The following is a 20,329-nucleotide window of genomic DNA, read 5'->3' as shown; positions in this document are numbered from 1 at the left end:
GATTTCACGTACTGAGCGTGCTCATCACTTGCCCGGCCTTAAGTGCCGGGCAATCTCCTGACAGCCAAACCGTTAGTCTCAGCACCGCAGTCCCTCGTCGTTTCTGCCTTCTTATTGCCGTTTTATCGTCCAATGGCTCGCCGCATGCTTGCTTTCTCCAGCGCCATAAGATAAGTGTCACTTATCAGCAAGCTTTTGTAATTAAATTTCACAAATTGCCTTTGTACCGGTTAAACGGGTACAACTGTAGTGATTAAAAGACGTTCATTGACGAACAATGGCGAACATGGCTAGATAAAAGACAGTAACCACACAATTATTGTGTGTAATAAATTTACAAAATCATGAGGTGGGTCAGGGTAACTATGAATGAACAATATTCCGCCATGCGGAGCAATGTCAGCATGCTGGGTAAATTGCTCGGCGATACCATCAAGGATGCGCTGGGTGCCAATATCCTTGAGCGGGTTGAAACCATCCGCAAGCTATCCAAAGCGTCGCGGGCGGGGAGTGAAACACACCGTCAGGAACTGTTGACCACGCTGCAAAACCTGTCCAACGAGGAACTGCTGCCGGTCGCCCGTGCGTTCAGCCAGTTCCTTAACCTGACCAACACCGCCGAGCAGTACCACAGTATTTCTCCGCACGGCGAAGCGGCCAGTAACCCGGAAGCACTGGCGACGGTGTTTCGCAACCTGAAAAGCCGCGACAATCTGAGCGACAAAGACATCCGCAATGCAGTGGAATCACTGTCTATCGAGCTGGTACTGACCGCACACCCAACGGAAATTACCCGCCGCACGCTGATCCACAAGCTGGTAGAGGTCAATACCTGTCTCAAGCAGCTCGATCACAACGACCTGGCCGACTACGAACGCCATCAGATCATGCGCCGTCTGCGCCAGCTGATTGCCCAGTACTGGCATACCGATGAAATCCGTAAAATCCGCCCGACGCCGGTAGACGAGGCCAAGTGGGGCTTTGCGGTGGTGGAAAACAGCCTGTGGGAAGGGGTGCCTGCGTTCCTGCGTGAACTCGACGAGCAGATGGACAAGGAGCTGGGCTACCGCCTGCCGGTAGATTCGGTGCCGGTGCGCTTTACGTCCTGGATGGGTGGCGACCGCGATGGCAACCCGAACGTGACCTCTGAAATCACCCGTCGTGTGCTGCTGTTAAGCCGCTGGAAAGCCGCCGACCTGTTCCTGCGAGACGTGCAGGTGCTGGTATCTGAACTGTCGATGACGACGTGCACGCCCAAACTACAACAACTTGCTGGCGGCGACGAGGTGCAGGAACCTTATCGCGAATTGATGAAAAACCTGCGTGCGCAGTTAACCGCCACACTGGACTATCTGGACGCACGCCTGAAGGGCGAACAGCGGGTGCCGCCCAACGATCTGCTGGTCACTAACGACCAGCTATGGGAACCGCTTTACGCCTGTTACCAGTCGCTGCACGCCTGCGGCATGGGGATCATCGCCGATGGGCAATTGCTGGATACGCTGCGCCGGGTACGCTGCTTTGGTGTGCCGCTGGTGCGCATCGATGTGCGTCAGGAAAGTACTCGTCACACCGACGCGCTGGCGGAAATCACCCGCTATCTGGGGCTGGGGGATTATGAAAGCTGGTCTGAATCCGACAAGCAGGCGTTCCTGATCCGCGAGCTGAACTCCAAGCGTCCGTTGCTGCCGCGGCAGTGGGAACCGAGTGCTGACACGCAAGAAGTGCTGGAAACCTGCCGGGTCATTGCCGAAACCCCACGCGACTCCATTGCCGCGTATGTTATCTCGATGGCGCGTACCCCGTCCGACGTGCTGGCGGTACATCTGTTGTTAAAAGAAGCCGGTTGCCCGTACTCATTGCCGGTCGCCCCGCTGTTCGAAACCCTGGACGACCTGAATAACGCCGACAGCGTGATGATCCAGTTGCTCAATATCGACTGGTATCGCGGCTTCATTCAGGGCAAACAGATGGTGATGATTGGTTATTCCGACTCAGCCAAAGACGCCGGGGTGATGGCGGCCTCCTGGGCGCAGTACCGTGCACAGGACGCACTGATCAAAACCTGCGAAAAATACGGTATCGCACTGACCTTGTTCCACGGTCGCGGCGGTTCGATTGGCCGTGGCGGCGCACCGGCTCACGCTGCACTGCTCTCCCAACCGCCGGGCAGCCTGAAAGGTGGCCTGCGTGTGACCGAACAAGGCGAGATGATCCGCTTCAAGTTCGGTTTGCCGGAAGTCACCATCAGCAGTTTGTCGCTTTACACTTCCGCCATTTTGGAAGCCAACCTGCTGCCGCCACCGGAACCGAAGCCAGAGTGGCATCACATCATGGATGAGCTGTCGCGTATCTCCTGCGACATGTACCGTGGTTACGTGCGGGAAAATCCGGACTTCGTGCCCTACTTCCGCGCCGCCACGCCGGAACTGGAGCTGGGCAAACTGCCGCTGGGGTCACGCCCGGCCAAACGTCGGCCGAATGGCGGTGTGGAAAGCCTGCGCGCTATTCCGTGGATTTTCGCCTGGACCCAGAACCGCTTGATGCTGCCCGCCTGGCTGGGTGCTGGTGCAGCGTTGCAAGACGTGATCGACAAAGGGCATCAGAGCCAGTTGGAAACCATGTGTCGTGACTGGCCGTTCTTCTCCACCCGTATCGGCATGCTGGAGATGGTATTTGCCAAGGCCGACCTGTGGCTGGCGGAATACTACGACCAGCGGCTGGTGGACGAAAAACTGTGGTCGCTGGGCAAACAGCTGCGTGAACAGTTGGAAAAAGACATCCAGGCGGTGCTGACTATCTCCAACGACGACCATCTGATGGCCGACCTGCCGTGGATTGCCGAATCCATCGCGTTGCGTAACGTCTATACCGACCCACTCAACGTATTGCAGGCAGAATTGCTGCACCGTTCTCGCCAGCAAGACATGACGGACCCACAGGTAGAACAAGCGCTGATGGTCACCATCGCGGGCGTCGCAGCCGGGATGCGCAATACCGGCTAGTCGCTGGCACAATCAAGCGCGGGGTCAGTCACTGCCCCGCGCGCGCTGTCAATAGACAAACCAACTGCGTTACCCGCGTGTTTTTTCTTTCATTTTCTGCAATGTCGGCGAATGCGACACTAGCCACACGGCAATGCCAATGATTATTCCGCCAACAACCACATAAGTGGACTACTGCTCGCCCAATCCGATCCATGCCCATAACATGCCGAAAGCGGGGATCAGGAACGTGACGCTCAGCGATTTCAACTGGCCGATAGCTTAATACGCCTCCACTCTGCTGTCGCGTACCAACTGATGATTCCGCGACTGGCTCGCGTAAGAAGGACTAAGCCACGACAGAGCAAGTGGTAAAGGCACTAAATAAGAAAGTAATCGCGAATTTCATAGTAATTATTCTATTTTATTTAACGGGTTATAAGGTAGCTTTAAGCTATTCCATTTTCGGGCTAGCTTGACAAGGCGAGTAAGAGCAGTAGAACACTGTAGAGACTTGGAGTCTCAGTAGTTAGAAACAAGCCACAATTTAATTTAAATACAATTTTTATTAACCACAAAATTTATATTTAAATTAAAGCCAACCCAAAGAGTTTCAAATTTGCTTTGTGAAAATAAACTCAATAATTATAACTCTGCAAATATTTTCTGCATACCACGATCACCTTTACGGTAATTAGGAGGATCATCATCAAAAACATTCTCAGTAATGCTCAAATTACTAATCTGATCTACACGACAAAGATCCCACTCATGCCCTGCCGTTACATGAGCTCCCTTGGTCTGAAAACACCTTAAAACAATATTTCCTGCAGTAGATACTCCAACCGCCGCAGGTTGAGCAGTTCGATTCAGTCCACTATAGGTAAATATTATCTCTTTCCTTTTATTTATAGCATCTATTATTAACTCTAACATGATTCACCTTTTAAAAATAAAAATACGCCTGCTGAATATTCAATTCAACAGGCGCATTTTATTAATACGATAAAATTAAATAAATAGTTATAGAAAATAATAAACAACAATCACTATTTCATAGTAATTTATATTTTTAATAAGCAAACCACCTGTATCAATAAAATACTACGCCAGATATTTATCCCGCAGCGCATCACGCGATGAGGCATCCAGACCGTAATCCTGCGCCAGCCAGTTATCCACCGACCCATGCTTCTCACGGATGGTGTGCAGCGCCGTCACCAGAAATTCTTCGCGGGCGGAAAGGACGAAATCAAACCGCTTTAGCGCTTTCTCACTCAGGCTGGACGCCAGGTCTTCCAACAACTGGCGGCGAAACGGAATCAGCGTGGATTCGGTGACCAGATAATCTTCCATCACCGTTTGCTCATCCGCCCCCAGAGCGAACAGCACCAGCGCCGAACCGATACCGGTACGATCTTTGCCTACCGCACAATGTTGCACTAACGCACCGTCATCCGGCTGGCGCAACAACGCCACCAGATGCTGATACGCCGGATTGCCAAACGGTAAACGGCGATACAGCTCCATCATGAACGCACGGGAGTCGAATGCCTCGAGTTTTTCCGAGCCTAGCGTTTCCAGACTGGCGGTGACCTCATGACGCAGCGGATTAGCCGGTACCGGATGGTAACGCGCGCCAGACCACAGACGATCGGGCCGCAACGCTGCTTCGTCCTGATCACGATAATCCACCACATGGGCCACCGGCACGCTGGCGAGATGGTCGATGTCACGCTCGCTCAGCATATCCAGCGCTCCAGAACGAAACAGCTTGCCACGCCGGATCTGCCGCCCATCCGCCACGCGGATACCGCCCAAATCACGAAAATTGACGCCGCCATCAAGCGGCAGCAACGAGGGATGTAACAATGAGGATGAAGTCATACCTTTCCCTGTCGTTATCAAAAATGAGTTATCAAGGGTTAGCTATCAAGGATCCGTTATCTGTGCTGAATGATTACGGTTAAACCATCGCCGAACGATGGCTACTGACGGGTATTATCCGGCCTGACAATTAAATTAGCATGAAGGCCGACAAACCGATGAACAGCTCGTGGGGTCGGTGTGCAGAAAAACAAAAGGCGGTACGAACATGCTCGTACCGCCCTGCCGGGCTAGCGACCCAGCGATAGCATCACAACTCTTGATGACATTACAACGCTTGGTGGCATTACAACACTCAGGCGCTCAGCAATTTGCGAGCCGCCGACAACACCACATTGACGGACGCGTGTTCCGCTTTTTGCATCGTAGCGGTATCAGGAATTTCCTGCTGGGTGCGGTTGACTATTACGCCCGCGACCATACCGGCACGCAGCCCCTGACTGGCACACATCGTCAGCAGCGTAGCGGACTCCATTTCATAGTTCAGCACGCCCATGCTCTGCCATTCCGCCATAGACCCCTGAAAACGCCGCACGACCCGACCGGAATAGGTATCGTAACGTTCCTGACCCGGATAGAAGGTATCTGAAGAAGCAGTAATACCGACATGCAGCGTCGCCCCTGCTTCACGCGCCGATTCCGCTAGTGCGCAGGTACAGGCAAAATCCGCCGCTGCCGGGAACTCCAGCGGTGCAAAGTGCAGGCTGGCACCGTCCAGACGTACCGCGGCGGTAGTGACCAGCACATCGCCCACAGCGATATGCGGCTGGATAGCGCCGGTCGTGCCGACACGCAGGAAGGTACGCACACCCAGTTGCGCCAGTTCTTCTACCGCAATCGAGGTAGAGGGGCCGCCAATACCGGTGGAGCAGACAATCACCGGTTTGCCCGCCAGTTCCGCACGCCAGGAAGTGAACTCCCGGTGCGACGCCAGAAAGACCGGGTTCTCCATCAAGCGGGCAATCTTTTCCACGCGAGCCGGGTCGCCGGGCACTATCGCCAGCGAGGCTCCTTGCAAATCTTGTTTTGTTAAACCGAGATGAAATACATCGGACATAAACGCCTCCCAGGCAAGCTGTCAGGTACAGCACCATCTTAGCGCACAGATTCTCACCGTTAAGTGAAGCACGTCGCTCATTGGAAAGTAACGAACATCTATTTACATTAATAACGTGATTTTAATCACACTTTAGACTGTAATCATCCGCTATTGCGCCACACAATGTGGCACAGCGTGTGGCACCGATTGCCCTATCTGGTTGCCGAAATTCGCAATACACTACAAAGTTCCTACACTTGCTTAACGCGGGTGCGACATGTCCCGCTGGCAGATTCCAGTCTTGATAAAGGAAAGGCAATGAAAACCGATGAGCTACTGACACTCAGAGAGACCACACGGGCATTTTCGCCAGCTGTCATGCCGCTGGCTTCTTCTGCCATTACCACCGATGCCGTCGGGCTGGTGGCCGGTGAAACCACGATACCTTCACAGGGTGATAATCTGCCGGCTTATCTTGCCAAACCCGAACACACCGACGGCCCATTACCGATTGTACTGGTCGTGCAGGAAATCTTCGGTGTACATGAGCATATTCGTGATGTCTGTCGGCGGCTGGCTAAACAGGGCTATCTGGCCATCGCACCGGAACTCTATTTCCGGCAGGGCGACCCGCAGCAATACAGCGATATCCCTACATTACTGAGTGAACTGGTCAGCAAGGTGCCAGACAATCAGGTCTTATCTGACCTTGACCATACCGCACACTGGGCGGTACGCCAGGGTGGCGATGCTAAACGTCTGGCGATTACCGGTTTCTGCTGGGGTGGACGCATCAGTTGGTTGTACGCCGCACACAATCCGCAGTTAAAAGCCGCGGTTGCCTGGTACGGCAAGCTGGTGGCCGAAAAAACACTGACCTCGCCCCAACATCCGGTAGATGTCGCCAAAGATCTGAATGCCCCGGTGCTTGGGCTATACGGCGGACAGGATAAAAGCATCCCGCTGACACAGGTGGAAACCATGCGTCAGGCACTACGGGCAGTCAATGCGGATGCAGAAATCGTGGTTTATCCCGATGCCGATCACGCCTTCCATGCCGACTACCGTGCGACATACCATGAAGCCTCCGCCAAAGACGGCTGGCAACGTATGCTGGCGTGGTTTGCCCGCTACGGCGTGGTGTAATTCCACCGATAAAGCGAAAAGAAAAAATAAGGGAGACACTGTCGTCTCCCTTGTTATTTCAGGCGGTGATGCGCAACGCCTCAGCCCTAAGCGTCACGTCCTGTCGTTCACGCGCGTCCTGTCATCTTTTGCGCCATTCCCCATCACCGTTTTCGGCTGACTTATTCCGCTGTTTCGCGCAGGCGCTTGGCTGCCTGCACCATGTTCGCCAGTGACTGACGGGTTTCCGGCCAGCCACGCGTTTTCAGGCCGCAGTCCGGGTTCACCCACAGGCGTTCTGCCGGAATACGCTGAGCCGCTTTACGCAGCAACGCTTCAATCCATTCGACGCTCGGCACGTTCGGCGAGTGAATGTCGTACACACCTGGGCCGATTTCATTCGGGTACTCGAACTCTTCGAACGATTCCAGCAGTTCCATATCAGAACGTGAAGTTTCGATGGTGATCACGTCCGCATCCAGTGCCGCGATGGAATCCATAATGTCGTTGAATTCGCAGTAGCACATGTGGGTGTGAATCTGAGTATCGTCCTTCGCGACCGCGGCATTCAGGCGGAACGCATCAACAGCCCATTCCAGATACGCCGCCCAGTCGGAGCGGTGTAGCGGCAGCCCTTCACGCAGCGCCGGTTCATCAATCTGGATGATGCCGATACCGGCCTGTTCCAGATCCGCCACCTCGTCGCGCAGCGCCAGCGCAATCTGCTTAGCAATAGTTTCACGACTGACGTCTTCACGCGGGAAGGACCAGCACAGAATCGTAACCGGACCAGTCAGCATGCCTTTTACCGGCTTGCTGGTCAGCGACTGAGCGTACTTCGCCCACTCAACCGTGATCGGCTCAGGACGGCTGATGTCGCCAATCACCACCGGCGGTTTAACGCAACGGGAACCGTAACTTTGCACCCAGCCGTTCTGGGTGAACACGAAGCCATCCAGATGCTCGCCGAAGTACTCCACCATGTCGTTACGTTCGGCTTCACCGTGCACCAGTACGTCCAGTTCCAGACGTTCTTGTTCCACAATCGCCTGTTTGATGTGCTCGGCAATACCGATGCGGTAGTTCTGACTATCCAGACGGCCCTGTTTGAAATCCAGACGCAGGCCACGGATTTCGGTGGTTTGCGGGAACGAACCGATGGTGGTGGTCGGCCAGTCTGGTAGCTGGAAACGCGCACGCTGCGCTTGTGCACGAACCGGATACGGGTTCTGACGCTGGCTGTCCTGTGCCGTGATCGCGGCCAGACGCTTCGCCACTTCCGGGTTATTCACACGGGTCGACGTCTGACGGGCGCGGATCGGTGCGCTATATGCCACCAGCTCATCGCCATTGCCGCTATTGAGCGCCCTGGTCAGCAACGCCAGCTCCTGACACTTCTGAATCGCAAAAGCGAACCAGCTCTTCACTTCCTCGTCCAGACGAGTTTCAACGCTGAGATCAATCGGACTATGCAACAAAGAGCAGGAACTACCCAGCCACAATGTACGCTTGCCCAGCAACGGTTGCAGACGCTCGAACCAGCTCGCCAGATCGGCACGCCACACATTACGACCGTTGATGACCCCCAGCGACAACACCCAGTCGGCAGGCAACTGTGCATTGAGCGCGGCGGCGTCGTCTTTGCCGTGAACCAGGTCGACATGCAGCCCCTGCACCGGCAACGCCTTGATCACGTCCAAATTCTGGCCGATGCTGTCAAAATAAGTGGTCAGCAGTAACTTCGCCTGACCTTGCAGCGCATCGTAAGCCGGTTTACATGCCGCTTTCCATTCAGCATCCAGTTCCAACGCCAATACCGGCTCATCAATCTGCACCCATTCGATGTCGCGTTTAGCCAGCTCAGCCAGTACCTGCTGGTACACCGGCAATACCGCGCTCAACAGCTCCAGACGATCGAAGGCTTCCCCTTTAACTTTCCCCAGCCACAGGTAGGTTACCGGGCCCAGCAGCACTGGCTTTACCTTGTGGCCCAACGCTAATGCCTCATCGACTTCATCCAGCAGTTGGGTCCAGGTCAGTTTGAACTGCTGGCCTTGGGTAAATTCCGGCACCATGTAGTGGTAGTTGGTGTTAAACCATTTGGTCATTTCGGCCGCCGCCGCCGGATTACCGGTCGGGGCTCGGCCACGGCCGATGCGGAACAGGGTATCCAGATTCACGGAGCCATCCGCATTCTGGTGACGGGCCGGTACGTTCCCCAGCAACAGGCTGGTGGTCAGCACATGGTCATACCAGGCAAAATCGCCCACCGGCAGCAGTTCAACGCCAGCGTCTTTTTGCTGTTGCCAGTGACGGGCACGCAACTCACGGCCCACATTCAGCAGTTCTTCCTGCGTGCTGTTCCCTGCCCAATAGCTTTCCTGTGCTTTTTTCAGCTCACGACGCAGACCAACGCGTGGAAAACCGAGAGTGTGATTTAGAATTGCCATGCTTGAATCCCCATTTAGCCGTCCAGATGTTTACACATCCATAATCCGCAGGTAGTGTAGTCAGTACAAGCGCAATTTATTCACCGTCACTGTGAAGGACTCTCATGATCGAACTCAAACACTTACGGACACTACAGGCACTGCGCACCACGGGATCGTTAGCCGCCGCTGCTGCACAGCTCCATCAGACGCAATCGGCCTTGTCGCATCAATTCAGCGATCTGGAACAACGGTTGGGGTTCCGTTTGTTCGTCCGTAAGAGTCAGCCGCTACGCTTTACGCCGCAGGGGGAAATTCTACTGCAGCTGGCTGAGCAGATCCTGCCGCAGATTCAACAGGCACTTCAGGCCTGCAACGAACCGCATCAAACCACCCTGCGACTGGCTATCGAATGCCACAGTTGTATCCAGTGGCTAACACCGGCGCTGGAGCGCTTTCACCAGAGCTGGCCGCAAGTGGCCATGGACTTCAAATCCGGCGTCACCTTTGACCCACAACCCGCCCTGCAACAGGGTGAGCTGGATTTGGTGATGACCTCCGACATTCTGCCGCGTAGCGGCCTGCACTATTCGCCGATGTTTGATTTTGAGGTGCGGCTGGTGTTATCGCCGGATCATCCGCTGGCTGCCAAGGCTGTCATCGAGCCCGATGACTTGGCACAGGAAACACTCATGATCTACCCGGTTCAACGCCAACGACTGGATGTATGGCGCCACTTCCTGCAACCCGCCGGGGTCAGCCCGTCACTAAAAAGTGTGGACAATACCCTGCTGTTGATCCAAATGGTGGCGGCACGCATGGGCATCGCCGCGTTGCCGCACTGGGTGGTGGAGAGTTTTGAACGCCAGGGTCTGGTGGTCACCAAAACCCTGGGGGACGGCTTATGGAGCCGACTCTACGCTGCGGTGCGCGACGGCGAGCAGCGTCAACCGGTTATCGAAGCGTTTATTCGTTCTGCGCGCCAGCATGCTTGTGAACATCTGCCGTTTGTGCGGGACGCTTCACGACCCAACGCTGGTGCACCCACAAGGCAACAGCAATAATCGCCGACCCGATAGCAAAGCTGGTCCAGTTCGGTGTTTTTTGCCAGAACGCGAAGTTGACCAGCAACCCGGCCGGGACGTGAAAGTTATTCATAATACTTAGCGTACCGGCATCCACCTGCGTCGCGCCATAGTTCCACATAAAATAGCCCAGGCCCGAAACCACCACGCCGAGAAACACCAATACACCCCACTGTACCGGCGCGGTGGGCAGTTTGGCCATATTGCCAAACAGCGCCCAGGCCACCAGTGTCACCAGCGCCGCACCAAGATAGAACCAGGAAAAGGCGCTGTGCTGCGGCATCGGATAAACCTCCATCAGCCGCTTATACCCTACTTGCCCCAAGGCAAAACAGATATTCGCCGCCTGAACCAGCAACAAACCCCACCAAAAATGATCGCTGACGCCGTGGTAGTGGATCACCGCCGCGCCCAGTACCGCCAGCAACGCACTGAAGGCATACCCCCAACGCAAACGGTGCCCGCTCAAAAGGTCATAAATCAGTGTGACGTACAGCGGCGTCATAACCGAAAACAGTAGAATTGTCGGTACATTCAGGTAAAGGTAACTACGGAACAGGAACAGGTACATGACGCCAAGCTGGAAAACCCCCACCAGCAAATATAACCCCAGCACTTTGGGGGAATAACCACGCCAGCGCAGGAAAGGCAGGAAGACTAACGCCGCCAGCACCAGTCTGAACATGGCGGAAAACCAGCTATCAACCTGACCGGCCAGGTATTCGCCTATCAGGCTGAACGAAAACGACCAGATAATAGTGGTAATGATTAATAACGGCACGGCGTGACTCACTCTATAACACGGAACAGATGAAGCATTGTAGTCGAGTCAGGCGGCTGAATTTTCCTCAATGTGGTTTACATCAGAACAAAATACAACCACTCAACTACTCAGAATTGCCAGCGTAGCCAGGCGAAAAATACGTTGCCGTTGTTATAGGTGCCAGGAATATAGGTAGCCTGAAAAGACAGCCGTTGATAGCTCACCGATGCCAGCGGCAAGAGCACCGGGATTGGAATATAGTGCCAGTTATCCCGCATGGTGACACCTGCGGTAAACCCCAGCCCGAACTGGATATCCTGATTTTCCAGCGGCCGCCAGCGTTTTTCATACCCATAACCGCCAATCGGCTCCCACTTATTGAACGAATCTTTAAACGCCATAACATACAAGGCATGCCAGTCGCCGTCGCTATCCAACCGCGATACGCCGAACCCTGCTCCCCAAGGGCGCTCGTTGTACTTATCGGTTTTTGCCCTGTCGTAAGTCCAGCGGTTATGCCAGGTAATCGCTGGCACATACAAGTCCTGAGACTGAGGGTGTTGCCAGGTCTCCGACAGGTTATTACTGGCGCGTTGCCAGAAGCTCGGGGCCGGATCACGCCGGGTCTTACTATCACGCTGGGTAGTACTATCACTCTGAGTAGTACGATCGATCAGCGTAGTGCTATCGGTCAGGGTATTTTCAGCAGACAGAGAATCAAACGTCGGAATCAAGAACAGAGCAGACAACGCGAAGAGGCGGCTGTGTGATATCAGTATTAATCGCATAAACAACATTCCCAAAAGTCAATCGCCCACAACCCGCTCGGGCTGTCTGGCGCGGGCTTACCACCGCACGCCATGGGCCAGACACTGATATACAATGATTCTGACCGGGTTAAATACCTCTAAAACGGAAATGCCGGGTTAATACAGGGTTTTTGAGAAGTTTCTTAGCGAAAACATAGGGTAAACAGCAGGAAGACGAGGAAAAGGGTGATGTTCATGGGTGGGGATTCGGCTTGCCGTACAGGCAAACCGAAAAATATTAAATACCGTCGCCGTCCTCAAAACCACGCAGCGAACCGTTGAAATACTGGTCCATATCCAGTGAGGGTTTATCAGTTTCCGGGCGGCCAACAATCCGCGCTGGTACACCTGCCGCAGTGGTGTGCGGCGGCACCGGCTGTAACACCACCGAGCCTGCGCCAATCTTGGCACCACAGCCCACTTCAATATTACCCAGAATCTTGGCACCTGCGCCTATCATCACCCCCTCACGGATTTTAGGGTGACGATCGCCATTGGTTTTGCCGGTTCCCCCCAGGGTCACCGATTGCAAAATCGACACGTCATTTTCTACCACCGCCGTTTCACCGATTACGATGCCGGTGGCATGGTCGAGCATGATGCCACAACCGATACGCGCCGCCGGGTGGATATCGACCCCAAACGACACGGAAATCTGGTTTTGCAGATAGATAGCCAGCGCCTGACGGTCCTGACGCCATAGCCAGTGCCCGATGCGATAGGCTTGCAACGCATGAAACCCTTTCAGGTAGAGCAGCGGCGTCGAATATTTATCCACCGCCGGGTCGCGCAGTCGCACCGCCATAATGTCGCGTGCCGCAGACGCAATCATCTGTGGCTCAGCACGGTAAGCCTCTTCCACTACTTCACGAATAGCAATGGCCGGCATAATGGCATTGGCCAGTTTATTCGCCAGCATATAGCTCAACGCGCTACCCAGATTTTCATGCTTTAGCAGCGTCGCGTGAAAGAAGCTGGCCAACATCGGTTCACACTCCGCCAGACTGCGCGCTTCTTCCTTTATGTGTTTCCAAACCAGCTCCAGCTCATCATTCGACATCGCGACACCTCTTTGAAAAACCGTCAATCTACCGCGTTAATGCTGACTATTACCGACAACTTTCACCATGCACTATCAGAATAAAACAACAACGGGCCTCCCGTGGGAAGGCCCGAACAATAACTCACCGTCACAGGCTGGTGCTTTCGTCTTTACGTGCACGACCAAGCAGGCTTAACGCCGCCTCGCGGGCGTCTTTCGCGCAATACAACACCTGCCAGAGTTGCTCAGTGATTGGCATCTCCACACCGTAACGCTGCGCCAGCGCCATCACTTCCTTGGTATTCCGATACCCTTCCACCACCTGACCTATTTGATTCTGGGCACTGACCACATCCATCCCTTGCCCCAGCATCATGCCGAAACGGCGGTTACGTGACTGGTTGTCGGTACACGTCAGCACCAGGTCACCCAGGCCTGCCATGCCCATAAATGTGGTGGGATCCGCACCGAGTGCGACACCCAGCCGCGTCATTTCCGCCAGACCACGGGTTATCAGCGCAGTACGCGCGTTGGCACCAAACCCCATACCGTCAGACATACCGGCACCGATGGCAATCACGTTTTTTACAGCGCCACCCAGCTGCACGCCGATAAAATCAGGGTTGCTGTAGACGCGAAAACTTTTGCCGCAATGCAGCAGATGTTGCAAATCGTCGGAAAACGACGGTTCAGTGGAGGCCAGCGCAATCGCGGTAGGTAACCCGGCCGCCAGCTCTTTGGCAAACGTCGGCCCGGAAAGTACCGCCAGCGGGATGCTATCACCCAACGCTTCACGGGCGACATCCTGTAACAGACGCCCAGTCTCCGCTTCCAGCCCTTTGGTCGCCCACACCAGACGCGCATCTGAACGCAGGTGAGGCTTAAGCTGGCGCAGTACACCGCCAAACACATGGCTTGGCACCACCACCAGAATGTTGCGGCTGGCCGCCAGTGCCTGAGACAGGTCGGCTTCCAGCTGCAACGTATCCGGGAACGGCACATCAGGCAAAAACGCCTGATTGCAACGTGCCGCCTGTAACGCCTGAATATGCGCTGGGTCATGCCCCCAGAGCACTACGCGGTGGCCGTTGCGGGCCACCGTGATCGCCAGTGCGGTGCCGTAGGAACCGGCACCGATCACCGTCATTGCAGCGTCAGACTGGCTCATCAGGCATTCAGCGTCTGTGCTGCGGCGCCGTCCTGACCAGCCTGCTGTTCCAGATAATTCATGAACAGCGCGTCAAAGTTAACCGGAGCCAGGTTCAACTGCGGGAAAGTACCGCGAGAAACCAGGCTAGTGATGCACTCACGCGCGTACGGGAACAGCACGTTCGGGCAGTAAGCGCCCAGGCAGTGAGCCAACTGGGTCCCTTCAATGCCTGCGACCGTAAAGATACCGGCCTGCTGTACTTCGCACAGGAACGCCGTTTCTTCGCCCAGGGTGGATGTCACGGTTACACGCAGCACCACTTCGTACACATCATCAGCCAACTGGGTGGAGGCGGTATCCAAATCCAGTTTCACTTCCGGGTTCCATTCCTGCTGAAACACCTGAGGCGCATTCGGCGCTTCAAAAGAGATATCCTTGGTATAAATACGCTGGATCTGGAAAGTCAGTTCGACGTTGTTTTGTTCAGACATGTGAATAATACCCTTTCGTTAGATTTCCTTGCGCGCTTCCTTTCGCCAGGAAGGACACGCCATAAAACACACTAGCACCCCTTATCAGGGCCGCCACATTACTTACCGCGCACCAGCGGGAGATTTTCGCCGCTCCAGCCAGCCAGCCCGTCTTTCAGCACCATGACGCGCTCAAACCCTGCTTTGAACAGGTGTTCGGCTGACTCACGCGCCGACATACCGTTAGCGCACACCACGATCACCGGCTGTGCTTTATGTTTTTCCAGCTCGCCCACGCTGCCGTTCTTGATGTCATTCGGCAACAAGTTTATGGCGCCAGCGATATGGCCACGGCGATAATCGTCACGATTACGGGTGTCGACCACCACCGCATCTTCTTTATTAATCAGTTGGATCGCTTCACCACGAGCCACTTCTTTTACTTTGGACAGTTTACTCTTCACCGTAAGCACAATGACAGCGACCAGCAGGGCAATCCAGGCCAGGCTCAGAATCGGGTGTCGGCTGATGAATGGCATAATCTCTTGCATGGGGTGTAACGACTCCGAAATCAGTTAAGCAATTCAAATACAGGGTGTCTGAGTATACCTGTGCGATACTGCAATTACAGCCTGTAAGCCAACATCGCATCATGATTCTGCGCGGCGGCTTGCATTTATCCGCGTGATCCGGCGGTGCGGTTGCGTGCGCGGTTGTCATGGATGGAAATAGAAATCCCTGACCATACAACTGGTAAGGCGCTGTTCATCGTGGAATAATCTTTCGCCATGAGCAGAAAAGCGTTCTCTGTACCGTTGCGAACGGGTCGTGACAAACTGTTAATCCGGTGCGCCAGTGTGCTTTGTGTTGGCGTGCTGCTATTGCCATGCTCCGCCTGGAGCGACGACAGCCAACAGCAGTTGAAATCGCTGCAACAAGACATCGCCGAGAAAGAAAAAAGTGTTCGGGAGCAGCAGCAACGCCGCAGTACCCTGCTTGAGCAACTGAAAAAGCAGGAGCAGTCAATCGCCCAGTCGACCCGCCAGTTACGTGAAACCCGCGCGACGCTTGAACGGCTAAATCAGGATATCAGCGGTCTGAATAGCTCAATCGCGACACTGCAAACCCGGCAAAAAAAACAGGAAACCCTGTTGGCACAGCAGCTTGATGCGGCCTTCCGTCAGGGCCAGCACGGTGCGCTGCAATTGATCCTCAGCGGTGAAGAAAGCCAGCGTCGTGAACGCATCCTCGCCTACTTTAACTACCTGAATAAAGCCCGTGAAAAATCCATCACCGAGCTTCAGCAAACCCGCACCCAGCTTGCTACTCAGAAACAACAACTGGAACAAAAGCAGACACAACAAAAACGTCTGCTCGGTGACCAGCAGCAGCAACAAAACGCTCTGGAGCAGGCCCAAAGCGAGCGCCATAAAACCCTGGGTGCGCTGGAAAACGCGCTGGAAAAAGACCAGCAACAGCTGACGGAGCTACGCCAGAACGAAACCCGTCTGCGCGATCAGATTGCTCGTGCCGAGCGCGAAGCCAAAGCCCGCGCCGAACGCGAAGCCCGTGAAGCCGCCCGGTTGCATGAAAAAGAAGAACAGGCCAAACGCAGTGGGTCCAGTTATAAACCCAGCGAACAAGAGCGCTCATTAATGGCGCGGACGGGTGGTCTGGGCCAGCCAGCCGGTCAATATGTCTGGCCGGTACGTGGCCGCACGTTACATCGGTTTGGCGAGACGTTGCAGGGCGAGCTGCATTGGAAGGGGCTGGTCATCGGTGCCGCCGAAGGAACCGAAGTACACGCCATCGCCGACGGTACCGTGCTGATGGCCGACTGGCTACAGGGGTACGGTCAGGTTGTCGTGCTGGAGCATGGCAAAGGCGATATGAGTCTTTATGGCTATAATCAGAGCGCGCTGGTATCGGTAGGTGCTCAGGTGAAAGCCGGTCAGCCGATAGCGTTAGTCGGCACCAGCGGCGGGCAGAATCAGCCTGCTCTTTATTTTGAAATTCGGCGTCAGGGACAGGCGGTCAACCCTTTACCCTGGCTAGGAAGGTAGGTGTGCGTCCATTACTCCCTCGTCTGCTGACTCTTACTGCCGTATTGCTGGCACTTCCCGTGTGGGCAGGCAAACTGGCGTTGGTGATCGATGATTTTGGTTACCGTCCGCATAACGAAAACCAGGTGCTGGCGATGCCGACGGCGATTTCCGTGGCGGTGTTGCCAAATGCGCCATACGCCCGGGAAATGGCAACAAAAGCCCATGCTCAGGGCCGGGAAGTGTTGATTCACCTGCCGATGGCCCCCATGAGCAAACAGCCACTGGAAAGGGACACGTTACGCCCTGACATGAGCAGTGAGGAAATCGCACGCATCCTGCGTGATGCGGTCAACAAGGTGCCTTATGCCGTTGGGCTCAACAACCATATGGGCAGCGCCATGACCGCCAGCCTGCCCGGCATGCAAAAGGTGATGCAGGCGATGAGCGCCTACCACCTCTACTTTCTCGACAGTATGACCATCGGCAGCAGTCAGGCCAGCCAGGCAGCGGCAGGGACCGGTATCAAGGTGCTCAAGCGTAAGGTGTTTTTGGATGATACCCAGAACGTCGCCGATATCCGACGCCAGTTCAGCCGTGCCGTAGAGATAGCGCAACGCAGCGGTTACGCCATCGCCATCGGTCATCCGCATCCCACCACGATTCAGGTATTGCAGCAGATGCTGCCGACATTGCCTGCCGATATCGTACTGGTCCGTCCCAGTCAGTTGCTGAACGAACCGGAGCCACGCTATGCGCCGGTACCGACGTACCTCGCATCACAGCCAACCGCCCCGGCACCAAAACGCCTGCGCCCGATTCAGGTCTGCGCCGTTAAACGTCCTTTACCGGCTATTTCTCAGCATGAACTGTGGCGGCAACTTGGACACAATATCGTGACCAGCCCGGCCGTCAGTTACCTGAAGCAACACTGGCAAACCTGGCTGGGATAACAAGACGCGCCGTTCTCCCCCATGAACGGCGCATAACTACGACTCCCAGCTCAATACCACTTTGCCGGATTGACCGGAGCGCATCACATCAAAACCTTGCTGAAAGCCATCAATCGCGTAGCGATGGGTAATCATGGGTGACAGGTCCAACCCTGACTGGATCAGGGCCGCCATTTTGTACCAGGTTTCGAACATCTCCCGGCCATAAATCCCCTTAATGACCAACCCCTTGAAAATAATATCGCTCCAGTCCACCGCGACCGCTTCCGGTTGGATCCCCAGCATGGCAATACGCCCGCCGTGGTTCATGACCGATAACAAGGTGCGAAAAGCAGCAGGTGAACCGGACATCTCCAGCGCCACGTCAAACCCTTCGGTCATCCCCAGTTCCCGCATTACGTCCGTCAGCGACTCCCGCGCTACATTCACCGTGCGGGTCACCCCCATCTGTCTCGCCAGCGCCAGCCGGTAATCGTTAACATCGGTAATCACCACGTGGCGAGCACCGACATGGCGGCACACCGCCGCTGCCATCACACCAATCGGCCCGGCACCGCTCACCAGTACATCTTCCCCCACCAAATCAAACGCCAGCGCGGTATGCACGGCATTGCCAAACGGATCGAAAATAGCGGCTATCTCATCCGGGATCGCCGCCGGAAGACGAAAGGCGTTATACGCCGGGATCACCAGATACTCGGCGAATGCCCCCGGTCGGTTCACACCGACCCCCGAGGTATTGCGACACAAATGGCGACGCCCAGCCCGGCAGTTACGGCAATAACCGCAGGTAATATGTCCTTCACCCGAGACCCGATCGCCAATCCTGAACCCTTCCACTTCCTGACCAATCGCGACGATTTCACCGACATACTCATGACCCACCACCATCGGCACCGGAATGGTTTTTTGCGACCACGCATCCCAGTTGTAAATATGCACGTCGGTGCCGCAAATCGCGGTTTTGCGAATTTTAATCATCACGTCGTTGTGGCCCGGTTCCGGTACCGGAACATCCGTCAGCCAGATGCCCGGCTCCGGGCGTAGTTTCGCCAGTGCTTTCATCGTCGCGTCCTCACTTCACCACGTTCAGACGACGTCCTACTCGGACAAACGCCGTCACGGCCTGTTCAATCTGCGCTATCGTGTGCGCCGCCGACATCTGGGTACGAATGCGCGCCTGCCCGTGCGGCACCACCGGATAGCAAAAGCCGGTGACGTAAATCCCTTCCTGCCGTAACTCGGCAGCAAAGGTCTGTGCCAGTCGGGCATCGCCCAGCATCACCGGAATAATGGCGTGATCCGCACCGGCGAGCGTAAAACCGGCTTCGGTCATCCGCTGGCGAAACAGGCTGGCGTTCTGCCACAATCGCCGACGTAGCGCCTGACCGTCACGCAGCAAGTCCAGCACGCGGATCGAAGCGCTAACAATCGACGGCGCTAACGAATTGGAAAACAGATACGGCCGGGATCGCTGGCGCAGCCAGGCCACCACCTCACGCCGTGCGGCGGTATAACCACCGGACGCGCCGCCCAGCGCTTTTCCCAGCGTACCGGTAATAATGTCGACCCGCCCCATCACCTGACAGTACTCATGGGTACCGCGCCCATTCTCACCGACAAACCCCACGGCATGAGAGTCGTCCACCATCACCAGCGCGTCGTAGCGCTCGGCCAGATCGCAAATCCCTCTCAGATTGGCAATCACGCCATCCATCGAAAACACGCCGTCAGTGGCAATCATCAGATTGCGCGCCCCTTCTGCACGGGCCAGTTGTAGTTGGGTCTCCAATTGAGACATATCGTTGTTGGCATAGCGATAACGGCGTGCTTTTGACAGTCGGATGCCATCGATAATCGACGCATGATTGAGTGCATCAGACACAATCGCGTCCTCCTCGCCCATCAGGGTTTCAAACAGCCCGCCGTTAGCATCAAAGCAGGAGGAATACAGTATGGCGTCCTCCATGCCGAGAAATGCGGCCAACTGCTGCTCCAGCGTCTGGTGAATATCCTGAGTGCCACAGATAAAACGCACCGACGCCATACCAAAGCCGTGGCTATCCAGACCGGCCTTCGCCGCGTCTATCAACGCCGGATGGTTGGCGAGCCCCAGATAGTTGTTCGCGCAGAAATTAATCAGCTCGCCGTCATCCGCCACCGTCACCAGCGCTTGTTGCGCCGAGGTGATCAGCCGTTCGTCCTTAAACAACCCGTCGTCGCGTAGCGCAGCAAGCTGGGTAGTCAGTTGTTGATAAAACGCATCAGGCATGGCACGGCTCTCCTTTTTGTCCTCACGGGCATTCCCACCGGGTAGCGGCTGGTTGAATAAGGCAACGCTCATCGCACTCATGAAGCTAAAGGTAGTGGAGAAACGCGGAACGGGTTGGCGGGTTGACCACAAAATGCCACCGCGGTCACGTCGGAAATGCGAAGCGGTTGGCAAGAAAACGGTGGAAAAAGCAGCGTGGGATGTCTGTCGTGCGCCGAAATGTTATGATAGCGCTCAACAGGTGTGGGGCGCGGTGCCCCACCAGCACGTTTAGCAAGG

At 55.4% G+C, this 20,329-nt stretch carries 17 protein-coding genes; 5 read left to right on the top strand and 12 right to left on the bottom strand.

All coding sequences use genetic code 11. From position 1 onward, the window contains the following. Nucleotides 1-365: 365 nt before the first annotated feature. Nucleotides 366-3,005 (top strand): phosphoenolpyruvate carboxylase, encoded by a 2,640-nt coding sequence (gene ppc, locus DD586_RS00905; protein WP_012882931.1) that lies wholly within the window; start codon nt 366-368, stop codon nt 3,003-3,005. 624 nt (nt 3,006-3,629) lie between these two features. On the opposite strand, the gene DD586_RS00900 is transcribed toward ppc, so the two are convergent. From DD586_RS00900 to udp, 3 genes are all read right to left on the bottom strand, one after another. Further along, complete coding sequence (locus DD586_RS00900; protein ID WP_012882930.1) at nt 3,630-3,920, bottom strand: WYL domain-containing protein; 291 nt, start codon at nt 3,918-3,920, stop codon at nt 3,630-3,632. Nucleotides 3,921-4,088: 168 nt separating this feature from the next. Continuing rightward, nucleotides 4,089-4,871, bottom strand: coding sequence for a tyrosine-protein phosphatase (locus DD586_RS00895; RefSeq protein ID WP_012882929.1), 783 nt, complete (start codon nt 4,869-4,871; stop codon nt 4,089-4,091). A 295-nt stretch (nt 4,872-5,166) separates the two neighbouring features. Then, complete coding sequence (udp, locus tag DD586_RS00890) at nt 5,167-5,928, bottom strand: uridine phosphorylase (protein ID WP_012882928.1); 762 nt, start codon at nt 5,926-5,928, stop codon at nt 5,167-5,169. A gap of 300 nt (nt 5,929-6,228) precedes the next feature. Here udp and DD586_RS00885 point away from each other — a divergent pair, with 300 nt between their 5' ends. Further along, a complete protein-coding gene (locus DD586_RS00885; RefSeq protein ID WP_012882927.1) occupies nt 6,229-7,056 on the top strand; it encodes a dienelactone hydrolase family protein in 828 nt (275 codons plus the stop codon). Between the two features lie 161 nt (nt 7,057-7,217). On the opposite strand, the gene metE is transcribed toward DD586_RS00885, so the two are convergent. Continuing rightward, nucleotides 7,218-9,485, bottom strand: a complete 2,268-nt coding sequence (gene metE, locus DD586_RS00880) for a 5-methyltetrahydropteroyltriglutamate--homocysteine S-methyltransferase (protein WP_012882926.1) — start codon at nt 9,483-9,485, stop codon at nt 7,218-7,220. Nucleotides 9,486-9,589: 104 nt separating this feature from the next. On the opposite strand from metE, the gene metR reads away from it, so the two are divergent. Continuing rightward, nucleotides 9,590-10,528, top strand: coding sequence for an HTH-type transcriptional regulator MetR (metR, locus tag DD586_RS00875; RefSeq protein WP_012882925.1), 939 nt, complete (start codon nt 9,590-9,592; stop codon nt 10,526-10,528). Here metR and DD586_RS00870 read toward each other — a convergent pair. From DD586_RS00870 to DD586_RS00845, 6 genes are all read right to left on the bottom strand, one after another. Next, nucleotides 10,431-11,330 (bottom strand): carboxylate/amino acid/amine transporter, encoded by a 900-nt coding sequence (locus DD586_RS00870; protein WP_012882924.1) that lies wholly within the window; start codon nt 11,328-11,330, stop codon nt 10,431-10,433. The genes metR and DD586_RS00870 overlap by 98 nt on opposite strands. Nucleotides 11,331-11,440: 110 nt before the next feature. Then, nucleotides 11,441-12,100 carry a lipid IV(A) palmitoyltransferase PagP gene (pagP, locus tag DD586_RS00865; RefSeq protein ID WP_012882923.1) on the bottom strand — a complete coding sequence of 220 codons (660 nt, stop codon included), beginning with the start codon at nt 12,098-12,100 and terminating at the stop codon, nt 11,441-11,443. A 259-nt stretch (nt 12,101-12,359) separates the two neighbouring features. Further along, nucleotides 12,360-13,181: a serine O-acetyltransferase gene (gene cysE, locus DD586_RS00860; RefSeq protein ID WP_012882922.1), complete on the bottom strand. Its 822-nt coding sequence runs from the start codon at nt 13,179-13,181 to the stop codon at nt 12,360-12,362. 130 nt (nt 13,182-13,311) lie between these two features. Further along, nucleotides 13,312-14,331 (bottom strand): NAD(P)H-dependent glycerol-3-phosphate dehydrogenase, encoded by a 1,020-nt coding sequence (gene gpsA, locus DD586_RS00855; RefSeq protein ID WP_012882921.1) that lies wholly within the window; start codon nt 14,329-14,331, stop codon nt 13,312-13,314. Beyond that, entirely contained in the window at nt 14,331-14,804 is a 474-nt protein-coding gene (gene secB / locus DD586_RS00850; RefSeq protein WP_012882920.1) for a protein-export chaperone SecB, read from the bottom strand. The genes gpsA and secB overlap by 1 nt, the downstream gene beginning before the upstream one ends. Nucleotides 14,805-14,902: 98 nt before the next feature. Next, nucleotides 14,903-15,334, bottom strand: coding sequence for a rhodanese-like domain-containing protein (locus DD586_RS00845; RefSeq protein WP_012882919.1), 432 nt, complete (start codon nt 15,332-15,334; stop codon nt 14,903-14,905). A gap of 237 nt (nt 15,335-15,571) precedes the next feature. Here DD586_RS00845 and envC point away from each other — a divergent pair, with 237 nt between their 5' ends. Further along, nucleotides 15,572-16,846, top strand: coding sequence for a murein hydrolase activator EnvC (gene envC / locus DD586_RS00840; RefSeq protein WP_012882918.1), 1,275 nt, complete (start codon nt 15,572-15,574; stop codon nt 16,844-16,846). A gap of 2 nt (nt 16,847-16,848) precedes the next feature. Continuing rightward, entirely contained in the window at nt 16,849-17,778 is a 930-nt protein-coding gene (locus DD586_RS00835; RefSeq protein WP_012882917.1) for a divergent polysaccharide deacetylase family protein, read from the top strand. 36 nt (nt 17,779-17,814) lie between these two features. Here the strand turns inward: DD586_RS00835 and tdh are convergent, their stop codons facing one another. Then, on the bottom strand, nt 17,815-18,843 hold the full coding sequence (gene tdh, locus DD586_RS00830; RefSeq protein WP_012882916.1) for an L-threonine 3-dehydrogenase: 1,029 nt from the start codon (nt 18,841-18,843) through the stop codon (nt 17,815-17,817). A gap of 10 nt (nt 18,844-18,853) precedes the next feature. Beyond that, the gene (locus DD586_RS00825; protein WP_012882915.1) at nt 18,854-20,050 is read right to left on the bottom strand and encodes a glycine C-acetyltransferase; all 1,197 of its coding nucleotides are present in this window, start codon (nt 20,048-20,050) and stop codon (nt 18,854-18,856) included. Between the last annotated feature and the right edge of the window lie 279 nt (nt 20,051-20,329).

It is taken from the genome of Dickeya parazeae Ech586, assembly GCF_000025065.1.
Taxonomy (GTDB): Bacteria; Pseudomonadota; Gammaproteobacteria; order Enterobacterales; family Enterobacteriaceae; genus Dickeya; species Dickeya zeae.
The sequence above is the reverse complement of the archived record's forward strand: the minus strand, read 5'-3'. Positions and strand labels throughout refer to the sequence as shown.

Coding starts and splice junctions, on each gene's coding strand:
- ppc (WP_012882931.1), top strand. CDS start 366: ATGAATGAACAATATTCCGCCATGCGGAGCAATGTCAGCATGCTGGGT.
- DD586_RS00900 (WP_012882930.1), bottom strand. CDS start 3,920: ATGTTAGAGTTAATAATAGATGCTATAAATAAAAGGAAAGAGATAATA.
- DD586_RS00895 (WP_012882929.1), bottom strand. CDS start 4,871: ATGACTTCATCCTCATTGTTACATCCCTCGTTGCTGCCGCTTGATGGC.
- udp (WP_012882928.1), bottom strand. CDS start 5,928: ATGTCCGATGTATTTCATCTCGGTTTAACAAAACAAGATTTGCAAGGA.
- DD586_RS00885 (WP_012882927.1), top strand. CDS start 6,229: ATGAAAACCGATGAGCTACTGACACTCAGAGAGACCACACGGGCATTT.
- metE (WP_012882926.1), bottom strand. CDS start 9,485: ATGGCAATTCTAAATCACACTCTCGGTTTTCCACGCGTTGGTCTGCGT.
- metR (WP_012882925.1), top strand. CDS start 9,590: ATGATCGAACTCAAACACTTACGGACACTACAGGCACTGCGCACCACG.
- pagP (WP_012882923.1), bottom strand. CDS start 12,100: ATGCGATTAATACTGATATCACACAGCCGCCTCTTCGCGTTGTCTGCT.
- cysE (WP_012882922.1), bottom strand. CDS start 13,181: ATGTCGAATGATGAGCTGGAGCTGGTTTGGAAACACATAAAGGAAGAA.
- gpsA (WP_012882921.1), bottom strand. CDS start 14,331: ATGAGCCAGTCTGACGCTGCAATGACGGTGATCGGTGCCGGTTCCTAC.
- secB (WP_012882920.1), bottom strand. CDS start 14,804: ATGTCTGAACAAAACAACGTCGAACTGACTTTCCAGATCCAGCGTATT.
- DD586_RS00845 (WP_012882919.1), bottom strand. CDS start 15,334: ATGCAAGAGATTATGCCATTCATCAGCCGACACCCGATTCTGAGCCTG.
- envC (WP_012882918.1), top strand. CDS start 15,572: ATGAGCAGAAAAGCGTTCTCTGTACCGTTGCGAACGGGTCGTGACAAA.
- tdh (WP_012882916.1), bottom strand. CDS start 18,843: ATGAAAGCACTGGCGAAACTACGCCCGGAGCCGGGCATCTGGCTGACG.
- DD586_RS00825 (WP_012882915.1), bottom strand. CDS start 20,050: ATGCCTGATGCGTTTTATCAACAACTGACTACCCAGCTTGCTGCGCTA.